This window comes from Rhizobium tumorigenes, assembly GCF_003240565.2.
In the GTDB taxonomy this organism is placed as follows: Bacteria; Pseudomonadota; Alphaproteobacteria; order Rhizobiales; family Rhizobiaceae; genus Rhizobium; species Rhizobium tumorigenes.
In genome coordinates, this window is record NZ_CP117256.1 from 404,244 (window position 1) to 423,595 (window position 19,352).

Genomic DNA, 19,352 nt, shown 5'->3' on the forward strand with positions numbered 1-19,352 from the left:
ATCCAAAACTGACAAGGACTTCACGATGACCACCCAGATAGATCTTGCATGGGGTGCAGGCCCAACCGAACGTTATGAGGAACTGGCTTCGCGCTTTCGTCCTCTATTCGACGACATCGCAAAAGGTGCCCTCGACCGCGAGCTGACGCGGACCCTGCCACAGGCCGAGATCGACCGGTTGAAGCAAGCGGGACTGGGCGCACTGCGCATACCCGTCGCCGAAGGCGGGTTGGGCGCGACCTTGCCGGAACTGGCGAACATACTGATCGAGCTTTCCTACGCCGATTCAAACATTACCCAAGCGCTGCGCGGGCATTTCGGATTTGTCGAGGATGTCGTTAACAAGGCGCCCGGTGGGTCTCGCCACCGCTGGGTCGAACGCATTGTCCGAGGCGAGATAGCTGGCAATGCGTGGACGGAGGTCGGGGCCGCCAAGCAGGATGCCTTCTCGACGCGGGTCTCGCGCAAGGACGGCGGACTCGTGGTAAACGGCACCAAATACTACACCACCGGATCCATGTTCGCCGACTGGATCGACGTCGGCGCGACAGGGCTGGAGGGAGAGGGCGTCTCGCTACAGGTTCGGCGTAATGATCCCGGCGTCAACGTTGTCGACGACTGGGACGGTTTTGGCCAGAAGCTGACGGCGAGCGGCACGACCGTCTTTACGGACGCAGGTGTCGATCCCGGCGACATTGTCGTCGACGACGACAAGTTCCGCTATGGCGCCGCCTTCTACCAGCTGGTCCATCTTGCCACTCTCGCAGGTATCGGCCGTTCGCTCGCTAACGAGGTGGCGCAGGCTGTAGCGGCGCGCACTCGCCATTATTCGAACAGCGCCGGGCCGCGCTCAAGCCAGGACCCACAGGTCCTCCAGGTGGTCGGCCGCTTGCGTTCCAACGCTTATGCCGCAAGTGCTATCGTGCTGCAGGTTGCTGCTGCCGTAGAGCGCGCATATCAGGCGCATTTTACCGGCAATCCTGAGGCCGAGGAGCAGGCCAATGCAATTGCCGAGCTGGAAACGTCACAGGCTGTCACCGTCATAAGCAATCTCGTTCTCGAAGCTGCAACGATTGCTTTCGACGCGCTTGGCGCATCCGCCGCGCGGATTTCGGCCGGCCTTGACCGCCATTGGCGCAATGCCCGCACGCTGGCATCTCATAACCCTCGCATTTACAAAGATAGAATCGTCGGCGATTTCGCCGTAAATGGCACGCCGCCGCCTTATCAGTGGCGAATCGGACTTGCATCGACTTGAACTTGTAGAAAAAGTTTGAGCGAATGCAATGTCGTCCGTGCTCCTCTCGAAGAGACCCGCTGGTACGCTAATCATAAATCGTTGCGCTTGAAAGGATCGGAACCTTCGACCACTCACGCATCGACGTCTTTCCAAAGAAATCAATGGATTGAAGCGTAAAGCCTGTTTATGGAACCTAAATAGTTGGCTTAGTCTGCTCGATGACTGCTTGGCCGGCCTCAGGAGCAGAATTAATAAATCAAGTCCTTAGCAGGGCATGTGAAAGCCCGCTTCAGGAAATGCCCGCTTCAGTCATGCACGACCGAAGATTCTCGAGTTGCTGCGCATTCATGGCGCGCTTGGGGATCGGATTAAACATCGGACCGATTCGCATCAGCACAATCACATCGTCATTCTCCCGCCAACCCTTGATGTCACGCCAGGGTAATTTCTGGAACGCGTCCGTCTGGCTGAACGCGATGTGCATCTTGTCCCAATCTGCGGATGTGTCGAGCGCCGAATTGCTGGCTTGCCGGAAATATCGAAGCGATTGCCATGTCGAAATCCGAGGCAGTACGTAGTGCATTCCCAAAATTGCGCAGAGGGAGACGAAAAAGTTCGTGACGATGGCTACAACGAGCGTTTCGCGACCGGTGAGACCCGAAAATAGGCACATTCCGATCCAGATTAGCAGGAATGCGGCGATGTAAGCATATGGCTTGATCCGATAGCGCCACCACAATCTGTTGCCTGAAATGATATCTTCGTCCGTCAATCGGTAAGTAACCATCCGTCTTGTCCCCGTAGCGCTGCCAATTGAACTAAGCCATATGTTTCATATTTGGCCCCTGCTCCATTGAAAATATCCTTTGCAAACGGCAAGAGGATATACATCGGTTTCGATGGACCGCTGGAATGAGCGAGCGGAAGTGCAAAGGGGAAGCTAGCAAGTGCCCGCAGTGGTCTGCTATCGGATGTACATGGTCAGGATCGCTAGCAGCTCAGTCGCTCAACGTTCCCCTGTCCTGTGCCAGTTGCTGGTAGATCGCATCGCCCTGCTCGGGGAATGTTCCGTTTGCGAGGTGCTCGGCATATTCCTCGAGGTCGACGAAGACGTTGATCGTGCCGCCGCTGATGAAGACGATGCAGGGTTCGGTATCGGCATCCGACTTCCACCAGTAGAAGCATAGTCCGAGGCCCCGGCCGCCATCTTTCAACGCCAGCAGTGCCATTCTTCGCCAGTCGGAGGGATCTGATGGGGGCAGCGGCTTGTAGTCCTCGGCCTTCAGGTCGATCGATTCTTTCACGTCCGGGTTGGAGTAGAGTTCTTCCAGCTTGTTCGGATCAACGACATCCAATCCCGTCAGCCCTCCGACCAAGTCAGGGCGAAGCTATAGAAATCGCGCATCTGTGGCGAAAGCGGCTTGCGAGACACCCAGTCGATCATCAGGATCATTTCCGGCGGCTGTCCCTGCGATACGGTTTGAAAAAAGCCAAATTCCTCGTTTTTCTCGTAGATCTTTTTCAGCAGGTCTAGCATCCGGTTTCCTTTGCAACAGTCGCAGAGTGTCAACCATGTGTGGCATTATCGGCTACCGACAAGATCATCCGCAATCCAGTCGACCATCTTCCATCTTGCATGGAGGGTCCGACGTAGGAAGTCCGACGAGCAGGCATGGTGCTTTAAGAGTCCCGCTCCTCCTCGAGCCGAGATATAGATCGTATCGCCCTGTTCTGGAAACGTGCCATTTGCGAGATATTCGACCAGTTCCTTCAGATCGGCATAAACTCCACGGTGCCTGAACCCGTCATGTCCGCCCTCGGACACGGCGAGAATTGCCGTCCGCTGCCAGTGGGAAGGGTCGGACGGCGGGATCAAGGCCACGTATTGTGACATCAATTCCAGCGACCGTTTCGTTCTTGAAATGCCTGCCTTTGAAGTTATCACAGAATGATCTGCCAGGCGCACAAGATTGCACGTATCTTGGAAAACCGGGAGAAAAATTCTTGAGTTCGAAAGCTTCGCGTCTGGGGTCGAGGGCCAATGGTCAAGCTTGGCGAGGCATCTCCGCTACTCCAATAGTTCGAATGGTAAGTATGGCTCGGCATCGATGCAACGCCTCCCTGTCGAGCCGTCGTCTTTGGCCACGCAGACCATATCCACCTAAACACCCTCGGATCCATCTCCTGTCGCGGACTGCTAGGCGAAACAGATTGGCTGTTTTCACGGCGTAACAACGCCTTCAGATCATACGTCTTAAAGCGATATTTGAATGTAAGATTGCTGCGTCATGGTTGTAACCTTAGATTCAGCATGTCTCAAGATTGTCGGTCCGATTAACGCCGCAGGCATCAAGCGATGATACGTCTATCGGAGAAAGGAGCGGCCATGTTGATAGAAGTGCAAAACAGTATTCTGAAGATGGTCGCCCAAGGCGACGATCTCGAGGCAACACTTGCGACGCTATGCTGCGAGTTGGAAACATTATTGCCAGGTACACGCACGTCAATATTGATTCTGGATTCGCATGGCTTGCTACACCCATGCGTGGCTCCGAATCTGCCGAAGGACTACTCAGCTGCGCTGGATGGCATTGCAATCGGCCCGTCCGCAGGCTCATGTGGAACAGCCGCCTATCTGCGGCGCGTTGTCGTGGTAGACGATATCGAAAACGATCCTCGATGGTCGGCTTTCAAAGATCTGGCTCAGGCTGCCGGCCTAAGAGCATGCTTCTCAAGCCCAATCTTTGGAAGCAAAGGACAAGTCCTTGCGACATTTGCTCTCTATTTCGATGAGGCGCGAAAGCCAACCGCTTTCGAACAGAGCGTCGTGGAAGGTTGCTTGCCGCTATGTATGATCGCACTTGAGCGTCATGAGCGGTTCCAGGAGCGGGAGCGTCTCGCATACACTGATGCGTTGACAGGCCTCACCAACCGCGCCAAGTACAACAAGGACCTCGAAAATGTTCCGAAGTCCGGATGGTCACTGTTGTTGATCGATATCGACAACCTCAAGAGCGTCAACGACACATTCGGTCACAACGCTGGCGACGATTTGATTGCGGCTGTGGCGGCTCGCATTGCCGGCTCGGCCGCCACGCTACGAACCTATCGCATCGGCGGCGACGAATTTGCCGTCATCCTGGATGATGCGGCTATCGACCCCAAGGAGTTAGCCGAGCGTATTGGTAGCAACGTAAGTGTCCCAGCCGTGTGCGGCGAGCACACGGCGTTCCCGACTATCACGATCGGTATTGCGCACTGGAGAGTGGGCTTAAGCGTGGCTGAGGTTCGGCAGAACGCCGACATCGCTCTCTATCACGCCAAGGAAGAGAGCCGCGGCGGCGTGCTCATTTATAACGATACCCTGACCACCGCGATTTCAAGACGTTCGGAAGCCATCCACAAAGTGGCTGCCGCTCTGAAGGACAGCAGGATTGAAGCCTGGTATCAGCCGATCGTACGGATAGATACCGGAGACATCATAGGCGTGGAAGCTCTTGCCCGCATGCGTACGATCGATGGCGCCATCGTGCCGGCCGCCGAATTTTTCGAAGCCACAAAGGATGCCCAGATCGCGGCATCGCTCACACGACGGATGATTGAGTGCATCGCTCGGGATGTCGGTGGATGGCTAAGGCTCGGCATACCGTTTCAGCATGTGGGCATCAACCTGTCTGCCGCAGACTTCTCCTGCACGGACTTACCGGAAAGCCTCGAGGTCGCGTTCAGACAGGAGGGGGTACCACTGCACCATGCTGTGCTGGAAGTGACGGAATCCGTCTATCTTGGTGATCGTGATCGACGTGTCGCGAAGAAGATCGCGGCCTTACGTGCCGCGGGGTTGCTTATTGCCCTCGACGACTTTGGCACTGGCTTTGCATCACTCACCCATCTCATCACCGTGCCTGTGGATATCATCAAGATCGATAAATCCTTCACCGATCTCTTAGGCCCTGACGACCCCGGGACGAGCATAGTCGAGGGTATCCTCCATATTGCCAAACGCCTTGGCATCAAGGTGGTCGTAGAGGGCATAGAGACTACTGAGCAAGCCGAGCTTCTGCTTGAGCGGGGCTGCGTCCTCGGTCAGGGCTACCTATACTCGAAGGCTCTACCAGCCGATCAGATCTGCACGCTTCTACGCGAACGCGGACAAGCACGGGACAGCGTTTCAGAGCTGAATGCTACCCTCCACCGCATGCGTGGCGAGCCAAGTTCCCTCCCTGGCCGAGACACAGCTTGATTAAGCGGTTTTCGCTCGCAAAGCGTCGCCCCACACCTCTGCCCGACCTGATCGGCCGCCATGATGGGATACGAACCCAAAAACTTGTCTTATTCTGTCAAGGTGTTGAGAAGCCGAGACGAATGAGTATTTCCGCGGAACTCCAAGAGCGTCGGGGTTTAGTCGAGCATCTTTTTGACCGTCGCGATCGGGAGGAACATCCGCATCGCATTTGTTGGCAGGGGTTGAAAGCCGTAATCAATATAAAGCTTTACTCGTTTCTCGGTCCGCTCTGCATCACCGCAATCAAGGACATCGAGCATTACGATTGCCGTACCTATTTCATCCGAGATACGCACTATTCGCGTCAAGCAGTCGATCAGCAGGTCGCCGCCGTATCCGCTGCCAGCGAATTTCAAATCGCGACCGATCATTGAGATGTAGGCCGCGGGAATTGACCCGTGTCCGGGCCGGTCGCGCGCGAACCTTTTCGGAAGCTCCGAATAGTCAACAGCGTGGCTGTTGATGGCGTAGAAGCCCATCACCGGACCCCCGTCTTGCGTCATGACAAAAACACGAAGATTGTCGCTTTTCTGAAGCTTGTTTGCGGTCTTGTGAAAGAAATTATCGACCTGCACAATGCCGCACGAAAAAGCCGCCCGATCATGTTTGAGGGGATCGAGCGGCTCGATGATTGGCTTTGACGCTTCGTTTTGCGGCATTATTTTGAATTGACAGTGTCGCTGTGACGCTTGAAAGCAGCCTTAAGTCTATCTGTCGGCTCTGGTGGGTTATCCAGTGCAGCAAAAAACGCAGCCTGATCGGCTGGCTGCAAAAGGGTCCGTTCATGAGCGGCAATTGTCGTTATGGCGGATTGATAAGCAGCGTTGATCGTGAAAGCGGAGTCGTCTACACCGGATAGCGCAGCAGCGCGTTGAATTGCCGTCTTGATGCGCGCCTTCGTACGGAAGCCCATACGTGCGTCGTTTGGTTCATCGATTTCGGCAGTCATGTCTTTGAAAGCAAGCATAGTCGCCTCCTATTCGGGTGTAACAATGTAGCATTGCGTACGTCAAAATGACGTACTCGTCAAGTTGGTATTCGAATTTGTGTACGTTTGGTGTGCGTACGTGCAGTGAACGTCGTGCAACGTATCTGGTTCCGGCGCACCGTGCAGATGGGCAGGCGAACGTCAACGACTTTTCACCAGCCTAGACAGGCCTCAACAAGAAACCAAAATATCTACAGGGCCTGTGTGACAATGCCCGGAAAATTAGCCTAATTTCCTCAAGCATCCAAGAGGCAGAGCTCCCGGCTGTTGGATATTATCAGCTCAAGCCTTGAAGGGAATCGAACTACCAATACCATCGGAAATCTTTTGGTTTCAGCTACTCAGCCGTATGGTGCGCGTAGTAAACTTTTAGAACTTTTAGGTTGCTGGAGATTCGACCGAGGCATGGGAGCAGGCGTCAACCCCTCGCAGGTCGGCAACTGGAGGTTGTTTGGAATTTGTACGAACTGGTCACCGTGCCGCCCTGATCCGGTGACAAGCTGTCGTAATGCGGGAGAGCTCTGGCGGCGTCCTCGTCTAATAAAATTCAGTATGTGATCAGCAATTTATCGCAGGGTGGGCCGGCCATGCCGCTCCGAACCGGCATACACTTCTACTCTTCCGATGCATCATCTTCCGCAATTTTGCGCAGCAAGAACAGCAATGCAACCCGCTCGGCTGGATTGAGACGCGCCATCGTTTTTTCGCTGATCTGGTGAGCCTGTGGATACATGGCCTGCAGCAGCGCCTCACCCTTCGGCAGGATTGCGATGATGACCTTGCGGCCGTCGGCCTCGTCCTTGGAAAGCTCGACCAGTCCCCTTGCCTTCAGCCGGTCTACGATGCCGCGGATAGTCGCCTGGTCGACGGAGGTCGCCTTAACCAGTTCCACCTGCGAACTCGGCCCGAGATCGCGCAGCGCGCACAGCGTGACGAACTGCATCGATGTCAGATCCGGATCGATCGTGCCGTCCTGAAAAATCGAAAGGTGCCGCTGATAGGCCTTGCGCAGGAGATGGCCGACCTGCTCGGTTACTTTGTATTCGGCGCCGGACTGGGTCGCATCTTGCGACGTATCATTGCTTTTCTTGCTCATATCAGCAGCAGGCCTCTGTTTGGCGGCAGTCCTATACGATCCATTCCGAGCCGAACATCCCGAAGCTGGGCCGCCTCACCATTTGCTCCGCGGGTTTCGCCCTATCCTCGTGCGCAGAGGATAGGGCGGGCGTCGCTGCCTTACTTCCGGATATACTGCATTTCCTTCACGGCGACGTCGCCGTTCAGCACCATTGGCTCGTCGTCCAGGAACAGCGAGCAACCACGCATTGGGATATCCAGGTGGCAGGCGGTGTCGTTCGGACCGCCGAGCTCGTTATTCGGGCCAGTTGAGAACATGACGTTGCCATAGAACGAGCGGGCTTCCATGCCCATGCCACCCGGGAATTCCCCAGGCACCATGCGATGCCACTTGGCGTTCTGGTTGAGGCCCCAGCCCACATGGCTCATCCCCATGCCACGCGGATCGTCGAAGCCTTCCATGTAGGACTTGACTAGATCGGCATCGAGGCCGCCCCTGATATCGGTGATCCAGCCGTTCTCGATCGTATAGGTGATGGGGTCGCGGACGTAAATGTTTTGCGGCAGCAGAATGTCGCCCGGAGCGACGACGATGGTGCCGTCGACGCCATCATCGTCGCCACCTGTGAATACGAAACCGGACGGCCAATGGTCCCAGCGGCCGGGCTCGTCGGTGCATGCATATTCGGTGATGGCGGGATAGGTGTTGAGCTTGTAAGTGACATCGGTGCCGTGCGGCGAGGTAATGCGCATGACCTTCGCCTTGGAAAGCAGGTCGCCCGCGAATTCGACGCGCTCGCGCAGCTCCTTTGTCGGCAGCATGCGGGCGAGAACGTCCGGCGGCTCCACCGCCGTCAGGATGCGGGTTCCGGCCGCCTGGATGGCCATCTGCTCGGGACTGAACAGCAGGAAGATGCAGTCGATCAGCATGTCGGCGGCCTTGAGCGCCTCCACAGCATCGGGCATGGAGGCAAGGCCTGTCTGGCCGACGGCCCATGCCCCCGCTGGCGGCACCGGCGGTAGGCGCATGTGATACATTTTGGCGCCGAGGCGCAGGCCAGCGCCCATGAAGGCGTCGGCATAATCGAGGCGCTCGTTGCCCTGCGTCAGGACGATGAGTTTTTCGCCCTCCTTGACGCCTGACATCTTCAACTGATGCAGGCAGATTTCCGTGAAGCTGAATTGATCCATGCTCGTTCCCCTTGTTGGTTGAAGGCTCAGGTGTGCGGAGGGTTAAGGACAGGCGGGCTTGGCGATTGCCGCGATCGCCTCCTCCCTCGAAACGACGTCGCCATACTTGTTGTCGATGTCGAAGAGGTTCGCATTGTGCGGATCGGGATGGCGGTCGCCGACACAATCGCGCACGACGATGGCCCGGAATCCGTGTTGCACCGCATCGACGGCGCTCGCGCGGATGCATCCGCTCGTCGAGCAGCCGGCCATGATGACGGTATCGATGCCCTGGGCGTGCAGGTGGGAGGCAAGGCTGGTACCGAAGAAGGCGCTGGCATATTGCTTGACGATAACGAGCTCACCGGCTGCCGGCTCGACGCCTTCGCAGAATTCGGCAAGCACGTTGCCTTCGACCATGGCCTTCATGACCGGCGACTTCTTGACCCACATGCCGCCATCGGCACAATTTTCGGCCAGATAAAGAATGCGCGTGTGGATGACGGGAATGCCGACGGCGCGGGCAGAGGCGATCAGCTCGGGCGTCTGCGCCACGGCATCGACCACGCCGGGCGCATAGAGCGGCGCTCCCTCGATCGTGTAGGCCTTCAGGAAATCGATGACAAGGAGCGCCGGTCGCTGGCCGAAGCCGATGCGGTTGCCCCAGACACCCTGATAGTTGGCTTCGGCGGTTTGCATTGTCGTCTCCCTAGTAGGCGCCGGACAGCAGCGCACCGGCACCCGGTACGACAGCTTCGAGACCGAGCGATTTCAGCATGCAATAGGTCGTGGCAACGGCGGCTGTCAGCACCGGCTTGCCGGTCATGGCTTCAACCTTGGCAATCACGGGCAGCGACGGCATCTGGACACAGGCGGACAGCACGATGACGTCGACATCCGTAAGATCGAGCGCCTGGACGATGGCTGGAAGATTTTCCGGGTCGTGACGCGCGACATCGAGATTGTCGGGGATCTCCAGCGCACGCCAGTCCATGACTTCGAAGCCTTCTTCCCGGATGTAGTCCACCACGAGCTCGGTGAGCGGCTTCATGTAGGGCGCGACGACGGCGATCTTTTTCGCCTTCATCACCTTCAGGCCCTCGATCAGGGCGCCGGCGCTGGTCACGACGGGAATGTCGGTGCCATTCTCCTGCGTGCGGCCGGTTAGGCGCTTTTCCGACTGGCGGTGATAGCCGAGGCCCATCGCCATGATGGCAACGAGGCAGGCATAGCCGAGCACATCGACGCGGGCATCCGAGAGTTCGACGGCGCAGCGATCGGATTCGGCATCCATGGCCGCCAGTTCTTCCTTGACGACTTTCTTCATCCGCATGCGGCTGGAGTGGAACGTGAACCGCTCGGGCCGGATCGATTGGCGCGCCGTCAGCATGGCCGGAATTTCGGTTTCCATCGTGGTGTTGGAACTCGGTACGATCTGGCCGATACGGTAATATTTCTGCACGGATGAAGTCCTCTGCGGCATGGAAGGCGAAAGACGGGTGAGTGGCGAAGCCGATGGCTCCGCCACCGCATTCAACTGGAGAGAAAGTCGCCGAGGGCGACGAAGAAGCCGTCGAAATCATCCCACGGGATCATGTGGCCCGCATTTGGCACGCGGGTGATCTCGATGGCACCGTTCAGGCCGGAGATCTCCTGCTCGTCCACCGTTTCGATCACGCCACCGCGCCCCGCCACCATCAGCATGGTGGGCTGCTTGAGCTTGGCGAAGTCGCCGAAGATCTCGTCCTTGTGGAAGTCTTCGAATGCCGTGACGATGGCCGGCAGATAGCAGGTGTGCAGCCATTCGGCGCGCAGCTGCCGCTGCTCGAGCGTCCATGTCGGGCAGAACGCCTTCATGCCCTCGGCATCGATGCCCTTCTCGGCAAGCGTGATGGAATCGACATACCACGCAAGCTTGCTCGGATAGGGCCGGCGGCCGGGACCGGAAACCGGGGGATCGACAAGCACCAGGCGGGAGAAGACCTCTTGCGCCGACGCGGCAGCGCGCATGGCGATACGGGCGCCCATGGAATGGCCGACAACCGCCGGCCTATCGAGGCCGAGGGCTTGCGAAAGGGCTATGACGTCCTCAGCCATCGCATCCAGGCCATAGTCGAGGTCCGGGCCGGTGGAGGAGAGGCCACGGCCGCGAACGTCGATGACATAGACATCATTCGTTTCGGCGAGGCGCTCGGCGACGAAACCCCAGGTGATGGCCGGGCTGGTGATGCCCGGGATCAGGATGACGACGGGGCCCTTGCCGCCGTAGCGGAGATAATGCTGGCGGATGCCGTTGGCATAGACGTTCGCGCCGTAGATGGGGCCGTTGCTCATGCTGCTTTCTCGCTTTTCAACGGTTCGGCGTAGAGATCATAGCCGTAAACCCATGACGGATCCTCCTGGTTGAGCAGGAAGGTATTGGCATTGGACACGGTCTGCACGCGCGTCGCGCGGTCGCGGCGGTTGGCTTCGTAGAGCGCGAAGGCGGTGCCGAAGTTGTTGATGCCGGTCTCCAGCAGACAGCGCGTCAACATGGCGGCATCCTCGATCGCCATTGCCGCGCCCTGGGCCATGTGCGGCTTCATCGGATGGCAGGCATCGCCAAGAAGCACCAGGCGGCCGATGCTCCACAACGGCAGTGGATTGCGGTTGAAGAGCGGCCACTTGGTCACCTCATCCGTGCTTTCGATCAGCGCCTGGATGATCGGGTGGTAACCCTCGAACTCGGAGAACATCTCCTCGCGGCTGCTTGGTACGAATGCGGATTCGAACTCCCATGCGGCATGGGGCACACCGGTGACATAGTAATATTCATCGCGACGGGCCGTCGTGTAATAGACCATCATATGGCGATCCGGTCCCCACCACTTGACGCAGTCTTCGAAGGTGAGGTCGTATTTCTTGAGCTTGTCGGAAGAAATCAGCGCGCGGTGCCCGACCCAGCCGCTGTAGTTCGGCTTCTCCGCACCCAGCAGTGTTTCACGAACACGAGAGTTGATGCCGTCAGCGCCGATGACGATGTCGGCCCTGACCGACGTGCCATCTTCGAATTCTATCAGCACGTCTGTGCCGTTATCGTCAATGCGGGTCAGCTTCTTGCCGAAATGCAGCGTTCCCGGTTGCAGCGCATCGCATTGGATGCCCTGCAGGTCGCCGCGATGCACCGTGCAGTAAGTTGCACCGTAGCCCTCAAGCGGAATGCGGGAGCGATAGTCGCCGCTGATGCCGTCGCGGCTGAACCAGTGGCTGGGCGTGCTGCTGATGCTGACGACCTTTTCCGCAACGCCGAGGCGTTCGAAAATCTTTATGACATTCGGCCCCATGTGGATGCCGGCGCCGAGGCGCGAGAAGCTCGGGGCCTGCTCATAGACATTGACGTCGAAGCCCGCCTGCTGGAGCAACGCACCCGCCACGGCGCCGCCGAGACCGGCCCCGATAATCGCGATCTTTTCCTTACCGTTGGACATGGCCGACCCTTCTAGCTGTCATGTTGACGCATAATCTTGCAATTCGAGGCATGATGAAATTTTTAGCGCATACGCTATAAATAGCAAGTCTGGCTTTTGCATTTTTGCAAAAAATCCGGCTAGCTTTTCCCGAAAATATGGATATCGTCTTGCTTGCCGGCACGCGCATGCGCACGGAGAAACGGTCATATAAAGTGCATACGCTTTATAAATAAGCAAGGAACAGCAGATGCGTGACGTGATTTTCGATCACGTCATTATGTTTTGCGGGCGTCGAAGCGAGGTCTGCGGCATAATGGTGTGCGTGAGTGCCGGCGGACCGGTTTCGGCCTGCGCCCGTGCTTTGGAGTCCGGCTCTTGAAGGAGGTCGGCTCATTCAGGCTGAACGTCAACGGCGCCGTCAGCGACGTCGAAGCGGGTGGCGCAACGCCACTTCTTTATATCCTCCGAAACGATCTCTGCCTCAACGGCCCCAAATACGGTTGCGGCCTCGGTGAGTGCGGCGCCTGCGCAGTGCTGGTGGATGGCAGGGCCGTTCGCTCCTGCACCGTGCCGCTGAAGGCCCTGGGGAGCAGGCAGGTGACGACGCTGGAGGGCCTGGCAAAGTCTGGCCGTCTGCATGTCGTCCAGCGCGCCTTCATCGAGGAGGCCGCCGCGCAGTGCGGATACTGCCTGAACGGCATGATCATTGCCATCGTCGGGCTGCTGGAAGCCAAGGCCGAGCCGGATGAGGCCGATATTCGCGACGCTCTGCGGCATCATCTTTGCCGTTGCGGCACGCATATGGAAATACTCGCTGCAGCACGCCGCGCCGTCGCCTACGCCAGGACCGACCGCGCATTCGGCGGATCGGCAGAGGCCCGAAACGAGGTTTCGCCATGAACACCCAACGCGAAGCGTCGAAATCCTCCTATTTCTCGAGCTCCGACATTCTTCTCGTCGTTTCGGACAAATCCCGCGGCGACGAGGCCGAGCTCTATATCGCCATCGACCGGGACGGTCGCGTCAAGGCTTTCAACGGCCATGTCGATCTCGGAACGGGTATCCGCACATCGCTGGCGCAGATCGTCGCGGAAGAGCTGGACGTACCCTTCGAGCATGTGGACATGGTGCTGGGAGCGACCTCTGCGGCGCCCAACCAGGGTGCCACGATTGCCAGCGAGACGATCCAGATCACCGCTGTGCCCCTGAGGCAGGCCGCCGCGACCGCGCGACACCATCTGATGGCAAAGGCTTCCACCCTGAAGGACACGGCCGTCGAACATCTCATCCTGCATGACGGCATCATACGTGCCGACGGCGGAGAGAACTGGAGCCTCACCTTCGCAGAACTCGTGGCCGGCGAGCATGTGCGACTGTCGATCGATGCGACAGCCGCGCTGAAGCCCGCATCCGCCTACCGGATCGTCGGCGCCTCGCTGCCCCGGGTGGACATACCGGCAAAGGCAACCGGTGAGTGGACCTACGTGCACGACGTGCGCGTGCCCGGCATGCTGCATGGTCGCGTCATCCGGCCGCTTTATGCCGGTTTCGATAATGGCGAGCACGTCGGCAACAGTCTGATCTCCATCGATGAAGGCTCGATCGCCCACATCGACGGCGTCGTCGGCGTCGTCGCCATTGGTGATTTCGTCGGCGTCGTCGCAACGCGCGAAGAAATCGCCATGGAGGCTGCAAAGACGCTTGTTGTTGTCTGGCGCGTGCCGCCCGAACGGCCGGATCTGAATGCGCCGGAGATGGCGCTGCGCGCCAACCCCGCAACCCCGCGCAAGCTCATCGATCGCGGCAACGTCGATATGGCGCTGGACGGCAGCGCCGAGCCGATGAACCGCACCTATGTCTGGCCCTACCAGATGCACGGCTCCATCGGTCCGTCCTGCGCAGTGGCGGATTATGGCGACAACGGACTGACCGTCTGGTCCGGGACGCAGAACCCCTTTCCGATGCGCCGCGATCTGGCGCTGCTCCTGGACATGCCGGAAGACCGGATCCAGGTGGAACGTCTGGAGGCGGCGGGCTGCTATGGCCGCAACTGCGCCGACGATGTCACCGCCGATGCAGCACTTCTGTCCCGGGCCGTCCGGGCGCCCGTCCGCGTCCAGCTGACACGCGAGCAGGAGCATGCCTGGGAGCCGAAGGGGGCAGCGCAGGTGATGGACGTGCGCGGCGGCCTCGATCTGGAAGGTGGGCCATCGGCCTATGATTTCGAGACGCGCTATCCGTCCAATCTCGCGCCCACTCTGTCGCTGATCCTGACGGGCAAGGTGCCGCCGGTATCGGATGTGGTCCAGATGGGCGACCGCACGGCGATCCCGCCCTATGCCTACGGCAATCTGCGGGTCACCGTGCACGACATGCCGCCGATCGCGCGCGCCTCGTGGTTTCGCGGCGTCTCGGCGATGCCAAATACCTTCGCCCATGAATGCTATATCGACGAGCTTGCGGCCGCGGCCGGCGTCGACCCCATCGAATATCGTCTGCGCTACCTGCACGATCCGCGCGCGGTCGATCTGGTTCACGCTTTGGCGGAACGGGCCAACTGGGTACCCCACACAAAATGGGGCACGCTCGGTGGCGAAGGCGACCTGCTCTACGGGCGCGGTTTTGCCTATGCCGTCTATATCCACGGCCCCTTCCCCGGCAAAGCGGCGGCCTGGGCGGCCTGGGTGGCCGACGTCGCGGTCAACACCAAAACCGGCCAGATCGCGGTGACGAAGGTAACCTGCGCGCAGGATTCCGGGATGATGATCAATCCCGACGGCGTCAGGCACCAGATCCACGGCAACATCATCCAGTCAACCAGCCGCGTGCTGAAGGAGCGCGTCGAATTCTCCTCCACCGCCGTCACCTCGAGAGAATGGGGTGGCTACCCGCTCATCACCTTCCCTGAACTCCCCGATATCGACGTGCTGATGGTGCCGCGGCATGACGAGCCTCCGCTTGGCGTCGGCGAATCCGCCTCCGTGCCCAGTGCCTCGGCCATTGCCAACGCGGTGTACGATGCGACCGGCATACGTTTCCGCGAACTGCCGCTGACGCCGGAGCTGGTGCTGTCGGCACTGAGGGGCGATGCGCCCGCCGTGCCGAAAGCGCCGCCCGCAGTCAAGAAACGATGGTGGAATCTCGGCCTGTCTGCGGCCGGGGCCGTGGCGGCGATAGCCGGCCTGGCGACGATGGCTTCGCCCTGGCGCCCGTCCATCGCCACTATCGAGAGACCCGATACGAACGTCTACAGCGCTGCCACCATCGAGCGCGGAAGGCTGGCCGCTGCGGTCGGCGCCTGCAATGTCTGCCATGTCGGCAATGACGGAACGCCCTTTGCCGGCGGGCGGCGGTTCGATACGGCCTTCGGGACTGTCTACGCGACCAACATCACCCCTGATGTGACCAACGGTATCGGGGGCTGGTCCTATCCGGCTTTCGAACGTGCGATGCGCGAGGGCATCAGCCGCGATGGGCACCATCTCTATCCGGCCCATCCCTACACATCCTTTGCCGGCGCTGAAGATGCGGACCTGCAGGCGCTCTATGCCTATATGATGACGCAATCGGCGGTGGCCGAAAAGGCGCCGGAGACGAAGCTCAAATTCCCCTTCAGCATCCGGATGATGATGGCTGGATGGAACGCGCTCTTCCTCAAGGCGACGCCGATAGGCTACGAAAAGACGCGCGATGCGAGCTGGAACCGGGGGGCGTATCTCGTGGAGACGCTCGGCCACTGCTCCGCCTGCCACACGGAACGCAATGCGCTGGGTGCCGAGAAGACGGGAAGCGCCCATCTTTCAGGTGGCTTTGCCGACGGTTGGGAGGCGCCTGCGCTCAATGCCATGGGCAAGGGCCCCGTCGGCTGGACGGAAGACGCCTTCTATGACTACCTGCGCAGCGGCCATTCACGTGACCACGGCAGCGCCGCCGGTCCGATGGCCCATGTGGTGGAGGTCATGCAGCCGCTGCCGGATTCGGATATCCGCGCCATGGCAAACTATCTTGCCAGCCTCAACAAGGACGGCGATCCCGCCAAGGCCGCGGTTCAGAGCGAGGCCGCCATCGCTGCCAGCGAAGACGCCAGGCGCGATGCAGCGCTTGTCTCCCCGAAGGGCGAGCGGATCTTCAACGGCGCCTGTGCCACCTGCCATGCCGGCAACACGGTCCTCTCGTCCCTGGCGCTGAACAGCAACTTGCACGCCGATACGCCCGACAACGTCATCCAGGCAATCCTCGGCGGCGTCGAGGCGCCGGCGATCCTCGCCGCGACGACAGGGCGCGAGGCACCCGAAGTCATGTCGATGCCGTCATTCCGCAATACGCTGAGCGAGAGCCAGTTGAAGGATCTCACCACCTATCTCAGGGCCCGCTTTGCGCCGGACAAGCCGGCATGGAACGACGCTTCGGCCGCTATCCAACGCGCGGCTGCCACCGCACACTGAGGAAGACGCTTTGCGGGAAACAGCATCCATTGCGGATTTCGACAGTCGGACGCTCTTCCGGACGCCGACAGCTGCATTTCGCCCATCCGCCTACTGGTTCTGGCACAGCATTCCGGACAAGGCGACCTGCCGGACGCAACTTGTCGATTTCCAGGCGAAGGGTATCGGCACCATCCTGATCCAGGCGCGGCTTGCCCTGCCGCTCGAAGCCTATCTGTCGCCCGATTATCTGGCCGCCTACCGCGATGCAGCCGATGTCGCGTCCGAACTGGGGCTGAAACTCGGCATATACGACGAGTATAACTGGATCAGCGGCCAGGCCGGCGGCCGCACGGTGGAAGGGCGTGACGATCTGCGGGAACGCCACCTGTTCTGGTCGTCAGCGCTCCATAGCGAAGGGGGGATCAGCAGGATCCGTCCGTCCTTCACGCAGACGATGGGTGCCGACATCATTGCCTGGCAATACGAAGGCGGGCGCATCGGGTGGCGCGAATGGACGATCGAGGCGGCGCTACTGCATCCGTCCGCTGCGATCAACAGCCTGGATGAGATCGTCGACGTGACTTCGCGCGTCCGCATCGCCGGCTCCGATCCCACTGCCTGCACCTATGTATATGATGGCGAGATCGTACCAGGCTCGATGCTGACGGTTTTCGTCAGCGCACGCTCCTCGACCTCCAGGATCATCAACTACCTGCTGCCTGAGGCTGCCGAGCACTTCATCGATGTCGGCCTCGAGCCCCTTGTTGCGGCACTGGGCGAACACGTGCCGCACACGGTGGAATCCGTATTCTACGATCAGCCCGCCCCCGGTTTCTATCGCTGGAACGAGATGGTCGGCAATCTCGGAAACAGCCTGCTGTATGCGCCTGGCCTTCGGGACCATGTTGAAACTAATGCCATGACACCCTTCGCGCTTGTCCTGCTTGCGGTCGTATGTGACGTCGGGCCCGGGACCCTGCAACTGCGTGCGCGGTTTCACGCCGCCTATGCCGACCTGATGAATGAAGCCTTCTTCGGCACGCTGCGGAAATGGGCGGAGGAAAAGCGCATCGTCCTGACGGGGCATGAAGTGCTGGCCCATGTCGGCTCCTGGGCGCCCAATGGCGGCTTCACCAGCATCGATCCGCGCGTCGCGCCTGCCGTCGACTTCTTCGGCATCGATGCCTTCCGCCATCGGACGGCCGTGGATGCAAACAACCTCGACCCGCAGCTTTCCCCCAAGCTGGGCGATTCCGTGGCCCGCTCGAACGGGCGCAGCCGCTGCGTCGTCGAGACCTATTTCAGTGCCGGACGCACCGAGGTCAGAGCGGCCGGCCAGTGGGAGGTGACGCTCGAGGCAGCGCGCGCCGGGGCCATCCGCCTCGCCTGCCTCGGCGCCCGGCAGTTCCTCTGGCACGGCGTCTACCAGACGGACGGTCGCGACAATGACCCGACGCCCTTCACCAATCCGCGCTTCGATTTCGCCCCCGGCATCAATTTCGAGCCATGGTGGGCCTATCACGATCTTTTTGCCGTGGAGATCGCGCGCGTCTCCGCCTTCATCGAGCCGGCTACGCCGCGAACACCGGTCGCGATCCTCTATCCGCTGTATACAGCCTTTGCCGAAGGGCCACGGCACAGCCATGCCGCCCATATCGGAGCCTGGTGCGAACAATTGCTGGCCCAAGGCTGCGACTTCATGTTCGTGAGCGAGCGGGATGTCGCCGACGCAACGTTTGAAGACGGGCGACTGCTCGCATCCGGTCTTGCTTTCGACGCGGTTGTCCTGCCGTCCACCACCGTGTTGCAATCGGCAGTGACGATCGAGAGGCTCGATGCATTCCGGAATATCGGCGGCCAGGTGTGGTCCTCCGGCGAACGGCTGTCAGGGGTATGCGCCGGGCAGAAGCCGGTCGGTCCGATCGAGGTAACCAGGCATCTCGAGGCCGTGCCGGATGCGCAGGCAATGTCCGCGCTGCTCTCGACCATCGCTTCTTCAGGCCCACAGATACAGGGTCGCAAGCCATGGCACTGGGTCGGCTGCGATCGGGATGGCTGGTGGCGGATGGTTGTCTTCAACGATGGCGCGCAGGAGATGCGTTTTGACATCGCGCTTGGCGAGGGTTTCGACTACGAAATATGGGATCCGGAACAAGGCACTGCGGAACCGTTCGCTGGCGTCCAGCACCTCACTGTCCTTCTTGAGCCGCAAGAGGTGCGTTGCATCCGCCTTTGCGCAACTTCACAGGCGGTTGCCGGATCTGGCCAGCTATCGAGCCAGCCGCCGCTTGACCGAAGCCGAGCAATCGCCTTGGCGGTTGGATGGACGTTCGCGCCGGGAGAAGGCCAGGTTTCGGTATCCATATCCGTCGAGAATGGCTGGGAGGTGCAAGGCTTTGCGGCCTTCAGCGGAACCGGCATCTATCGCCTCTCCTTCACCACGGAAGCCGAAGGCGACTGGATACTGGAACTGCCGGTGGTGCATACGGCCGTGACCGCTTATGTCGACGGAGCCGAAGTGGGACGGCGCGGATGGCGGCCCTATTGCTTTTCTCTCCTCCGCCTCGCTGCTGGTACGCATCAACTCGAGCTTCATGTCGCCAATACGGCGGCAAACCGCTACTACCACAACACACCCTATCTCGGCAGCACCCTGGACAGGAGCGGGTTGGGCGCCCCGCCTCGCCTCGTGCCGCTGCGAAACCGACCGGAATGA

The 19,352-nt window shown here is 59.9% G+C and carries 16 protein-coding genes; 5 read left to right on the forward strand and 11 right to left on the reverse strand.

Annotated elements, in window-relative coordinates; all coding sequences use genetic code 11:
- The first annotated feature begins 25 nt into the window (after positions 1-25).
- Positions 26-1,258, forward strand: coding sequence for an acyl-CoA dehydrogenase family protein (locus PR017_RS19695; protein ID WP_111219314.1), 1,233 nt, complete (start codon positions 26-28; stop codon positions 1,256-1,258).
- A gap of 271 nt (positions 1,259-1,529) precedes the next feature.
- Here PR017_RS19695 and PR017_RS19700 read toward each other — a convergent pair whose 3' ends face one another.
- The 3 genes from PR017_RS19700 to PR017_RS19710 form a co-directional block, all read right to left on the reverse strand.
- Complete coding sequence (locus PR017_RS19700; RefSeq protein WP_111219312.1) at positions 1,530-2,027, reverse strand: YcxB family protein; 498 nt, start codon at positions 2,025-2,027, stop codon at positions 1,530-1,532.
- Positions 2,028-2,238: 211 nt separating this feature from the next.
- Entirely contained in the window at positions 2,239-2,595 is a 357-nt protein-coding gene (locus tag PR017_RS19705) for a hypothetical protein (RefSeq protein ID WP_111219310.1), read from the reverse strand.
- Between the two features lie 5 nt (positions 2,596-2,600).
- A complete protein-coding gene (locus PR017_RS19710) occupies positions 2,601-2,777 on the reverse strand; it encodes a hypothetical protein (RefSeq protein ID WP_154677464.1) in 177 nt (58 codons plus the stop codon).
- An 849-nt stretch (positions 2,778-3,626) separates the two neighbouring features.
- Between PR017_RS19710 and PR017_RS19715 the strand changes: the two genes are divergently transcribed.
- Positions 3,627-5,483, forward strand: coding sequence for a sensor domain-containing phosphodiesterase (locus PR017_RS19715; protein WP_111219306.1), 1,857 nt, complete (start codon positions 3,627-3,629; stop codon positions 5,481-5,483).
- Positions 5,484-5,641: 158 nt separating this feature from the next.
- Here PR017_RS19715 and PR017_RS19720 read toward each other — a convergent pair whose 3' ends face one another.
- The 8 genes from PR017_RS19720 to PR017_RS19755 all read right to left on the reverse strand — a co-directional run bounded on the left by PR017_RS19720 (position 5,642) and on the right by PR017_RS19755 (position 12,227).
- Positions 5,642-6,184 carry a GNAT family N-acetyltransferase gene (locus tag PR017_RS19720; RefSeq protein WP_111219304.1) on the reverse strand — a complete coding sequence of 181 codons (543 nt, stop codon included), beginning with the start codon at positions 6,182-6,184 and terminating at the stop codon, positions 5,642-5,644.
- Positions 6,184-6,492, reverse strand: coding sequence for a type II toxin-antitoxin system TacA family antitoxin (locus tag PR017_RS19725; RefSeq protein ID WP_111219302.1), 309 nt, complete (start codon positions 6,490-6,492; stop codon positions 6,184-6,186). Before PR017_RS19725 ends, PR017_RS19720 begins: the two co-directional genes overlap by 1 nt.
- A gap of 634 nt (positions 6,493-7,126) precedes the next feature.
- Positions 7,127-7,609 (reverse strand): MarR family winged helix-turn-helix transcriptional regulator, encoded by a 483-nt coding sequence (locus PR017_RS19730; protein WP_111219300.1) that lies wholly within the window; start codon positions 7,607-7,609, stop codon positions 7,127-7,129.
- Positions 7,610-7,749: 140 nt separating this feature from the next.
- Positions 7,750-8,781, reverse strand: a complete 1,032-nt coding sequence (locus tag PR017_RS19735; protein ID WP_111219298.1) for a 2,5-dihydroxypyridine 5,6-dioxygenase NicX family protein — start codon at positions 8,779-8,781, stop codon at positions 7,750-7,752.
- 42 nt (positions 8,782-8,823) lie between these two features.
- Positions 8,824-9,459, reverse strand: coding sequence for an N-carbamoylsarcosine amidohydrolase (locus PR017_RS19740; protein WP_111219296.1), 636 nt, complete (start codon positions 9,457-9,459; stop codon positions 8,824-8,826).
- A gap of 10 nt (positions 9,460-9,469) precedes the next feature.
- Positions 9,470-10,222, reverse strand: a complete 753-nt coding sequence (locus PR017_RS19745; RefSeq protein ID WP_111219342.1) for a maleate cis-trans isomerase family protein — start codon at positions 10,220-10,222, stop codon at positions 9,470-9,472.
- Positions 10,223-10,293: 71 nt separating this feature from the next.
- Entirely contained in the window at positions 10,294-11,094 is an 801-nt protein-coding gene (locus tag PR017_RS19750; RefSeq protein WP_111219294.1) for an alpha/beta fold hydrolase, read from the reverse strand.
- Positions 11,091-12,227 carry an FAD-dependent monooxygenase gene (locus PR017_RS19755; protein WP_111219292.1) on the reverse strand — a complete coding sequence of 379 codons (1,137 nt, stop codon included), beginning with the start codon at positions 12,225-12,227 and terminating at the stop codon, positions 11,091-11,093. The genes PR017_RS19750 and PR017_RS19755 overlap by 4 nt, the downstream gene beginning before the upstream one ends.
- A 357-nt stretch (positions 12,228-12,584) precedes the next feature.
- Between PR017_RS19755 and PR017_RS19760 the strand changes: the two genes are divergently transcribed.
- The 3 genes from PR017_RS19760 to PR017_RS19770 are packed head-to-tail and all read left to right on the forward strand — an operon-like array spanning position 12,585 to position 19,352.
- A complete protein-coding gene (locus tag PR017_RS19760) occupies positions 12,585-13,109 on the forward strand; it encodes a (2Fe-2S)-binding protein (protein ID WP_425070045.1) in 525 nt (174 codons plus the stop codon).
- Positions 13,106-16,654 carry a molybdopterin cofactor-binding domain-containing protein gene (locus tag PR017_RS19765; protein ID WP_111219290.1) on the forward strand — a complete coding sequence of 1,183 codons (3,549 nt, stop codon included), beginning with the start codon at positions 13,106-13,108 and terminating at the stop codon, positions 16,652-16,654. Before PR017_RS19760 ends, PR017_RS19765 begins: the two co-directional genes overlap by 4 nt.
- Positions 16,655-16,664: 10 nt before the next feature.
- Positions 16,665-19,352, forward strand: coding sequence for a carbohydrate-binding protein (locus tag PR017_RS19770; RefSeq protein ID WP_111219288.1), 2,688 nt, complete (start codon positions 16,665-16,667; stop codon positions 19,350-19,352).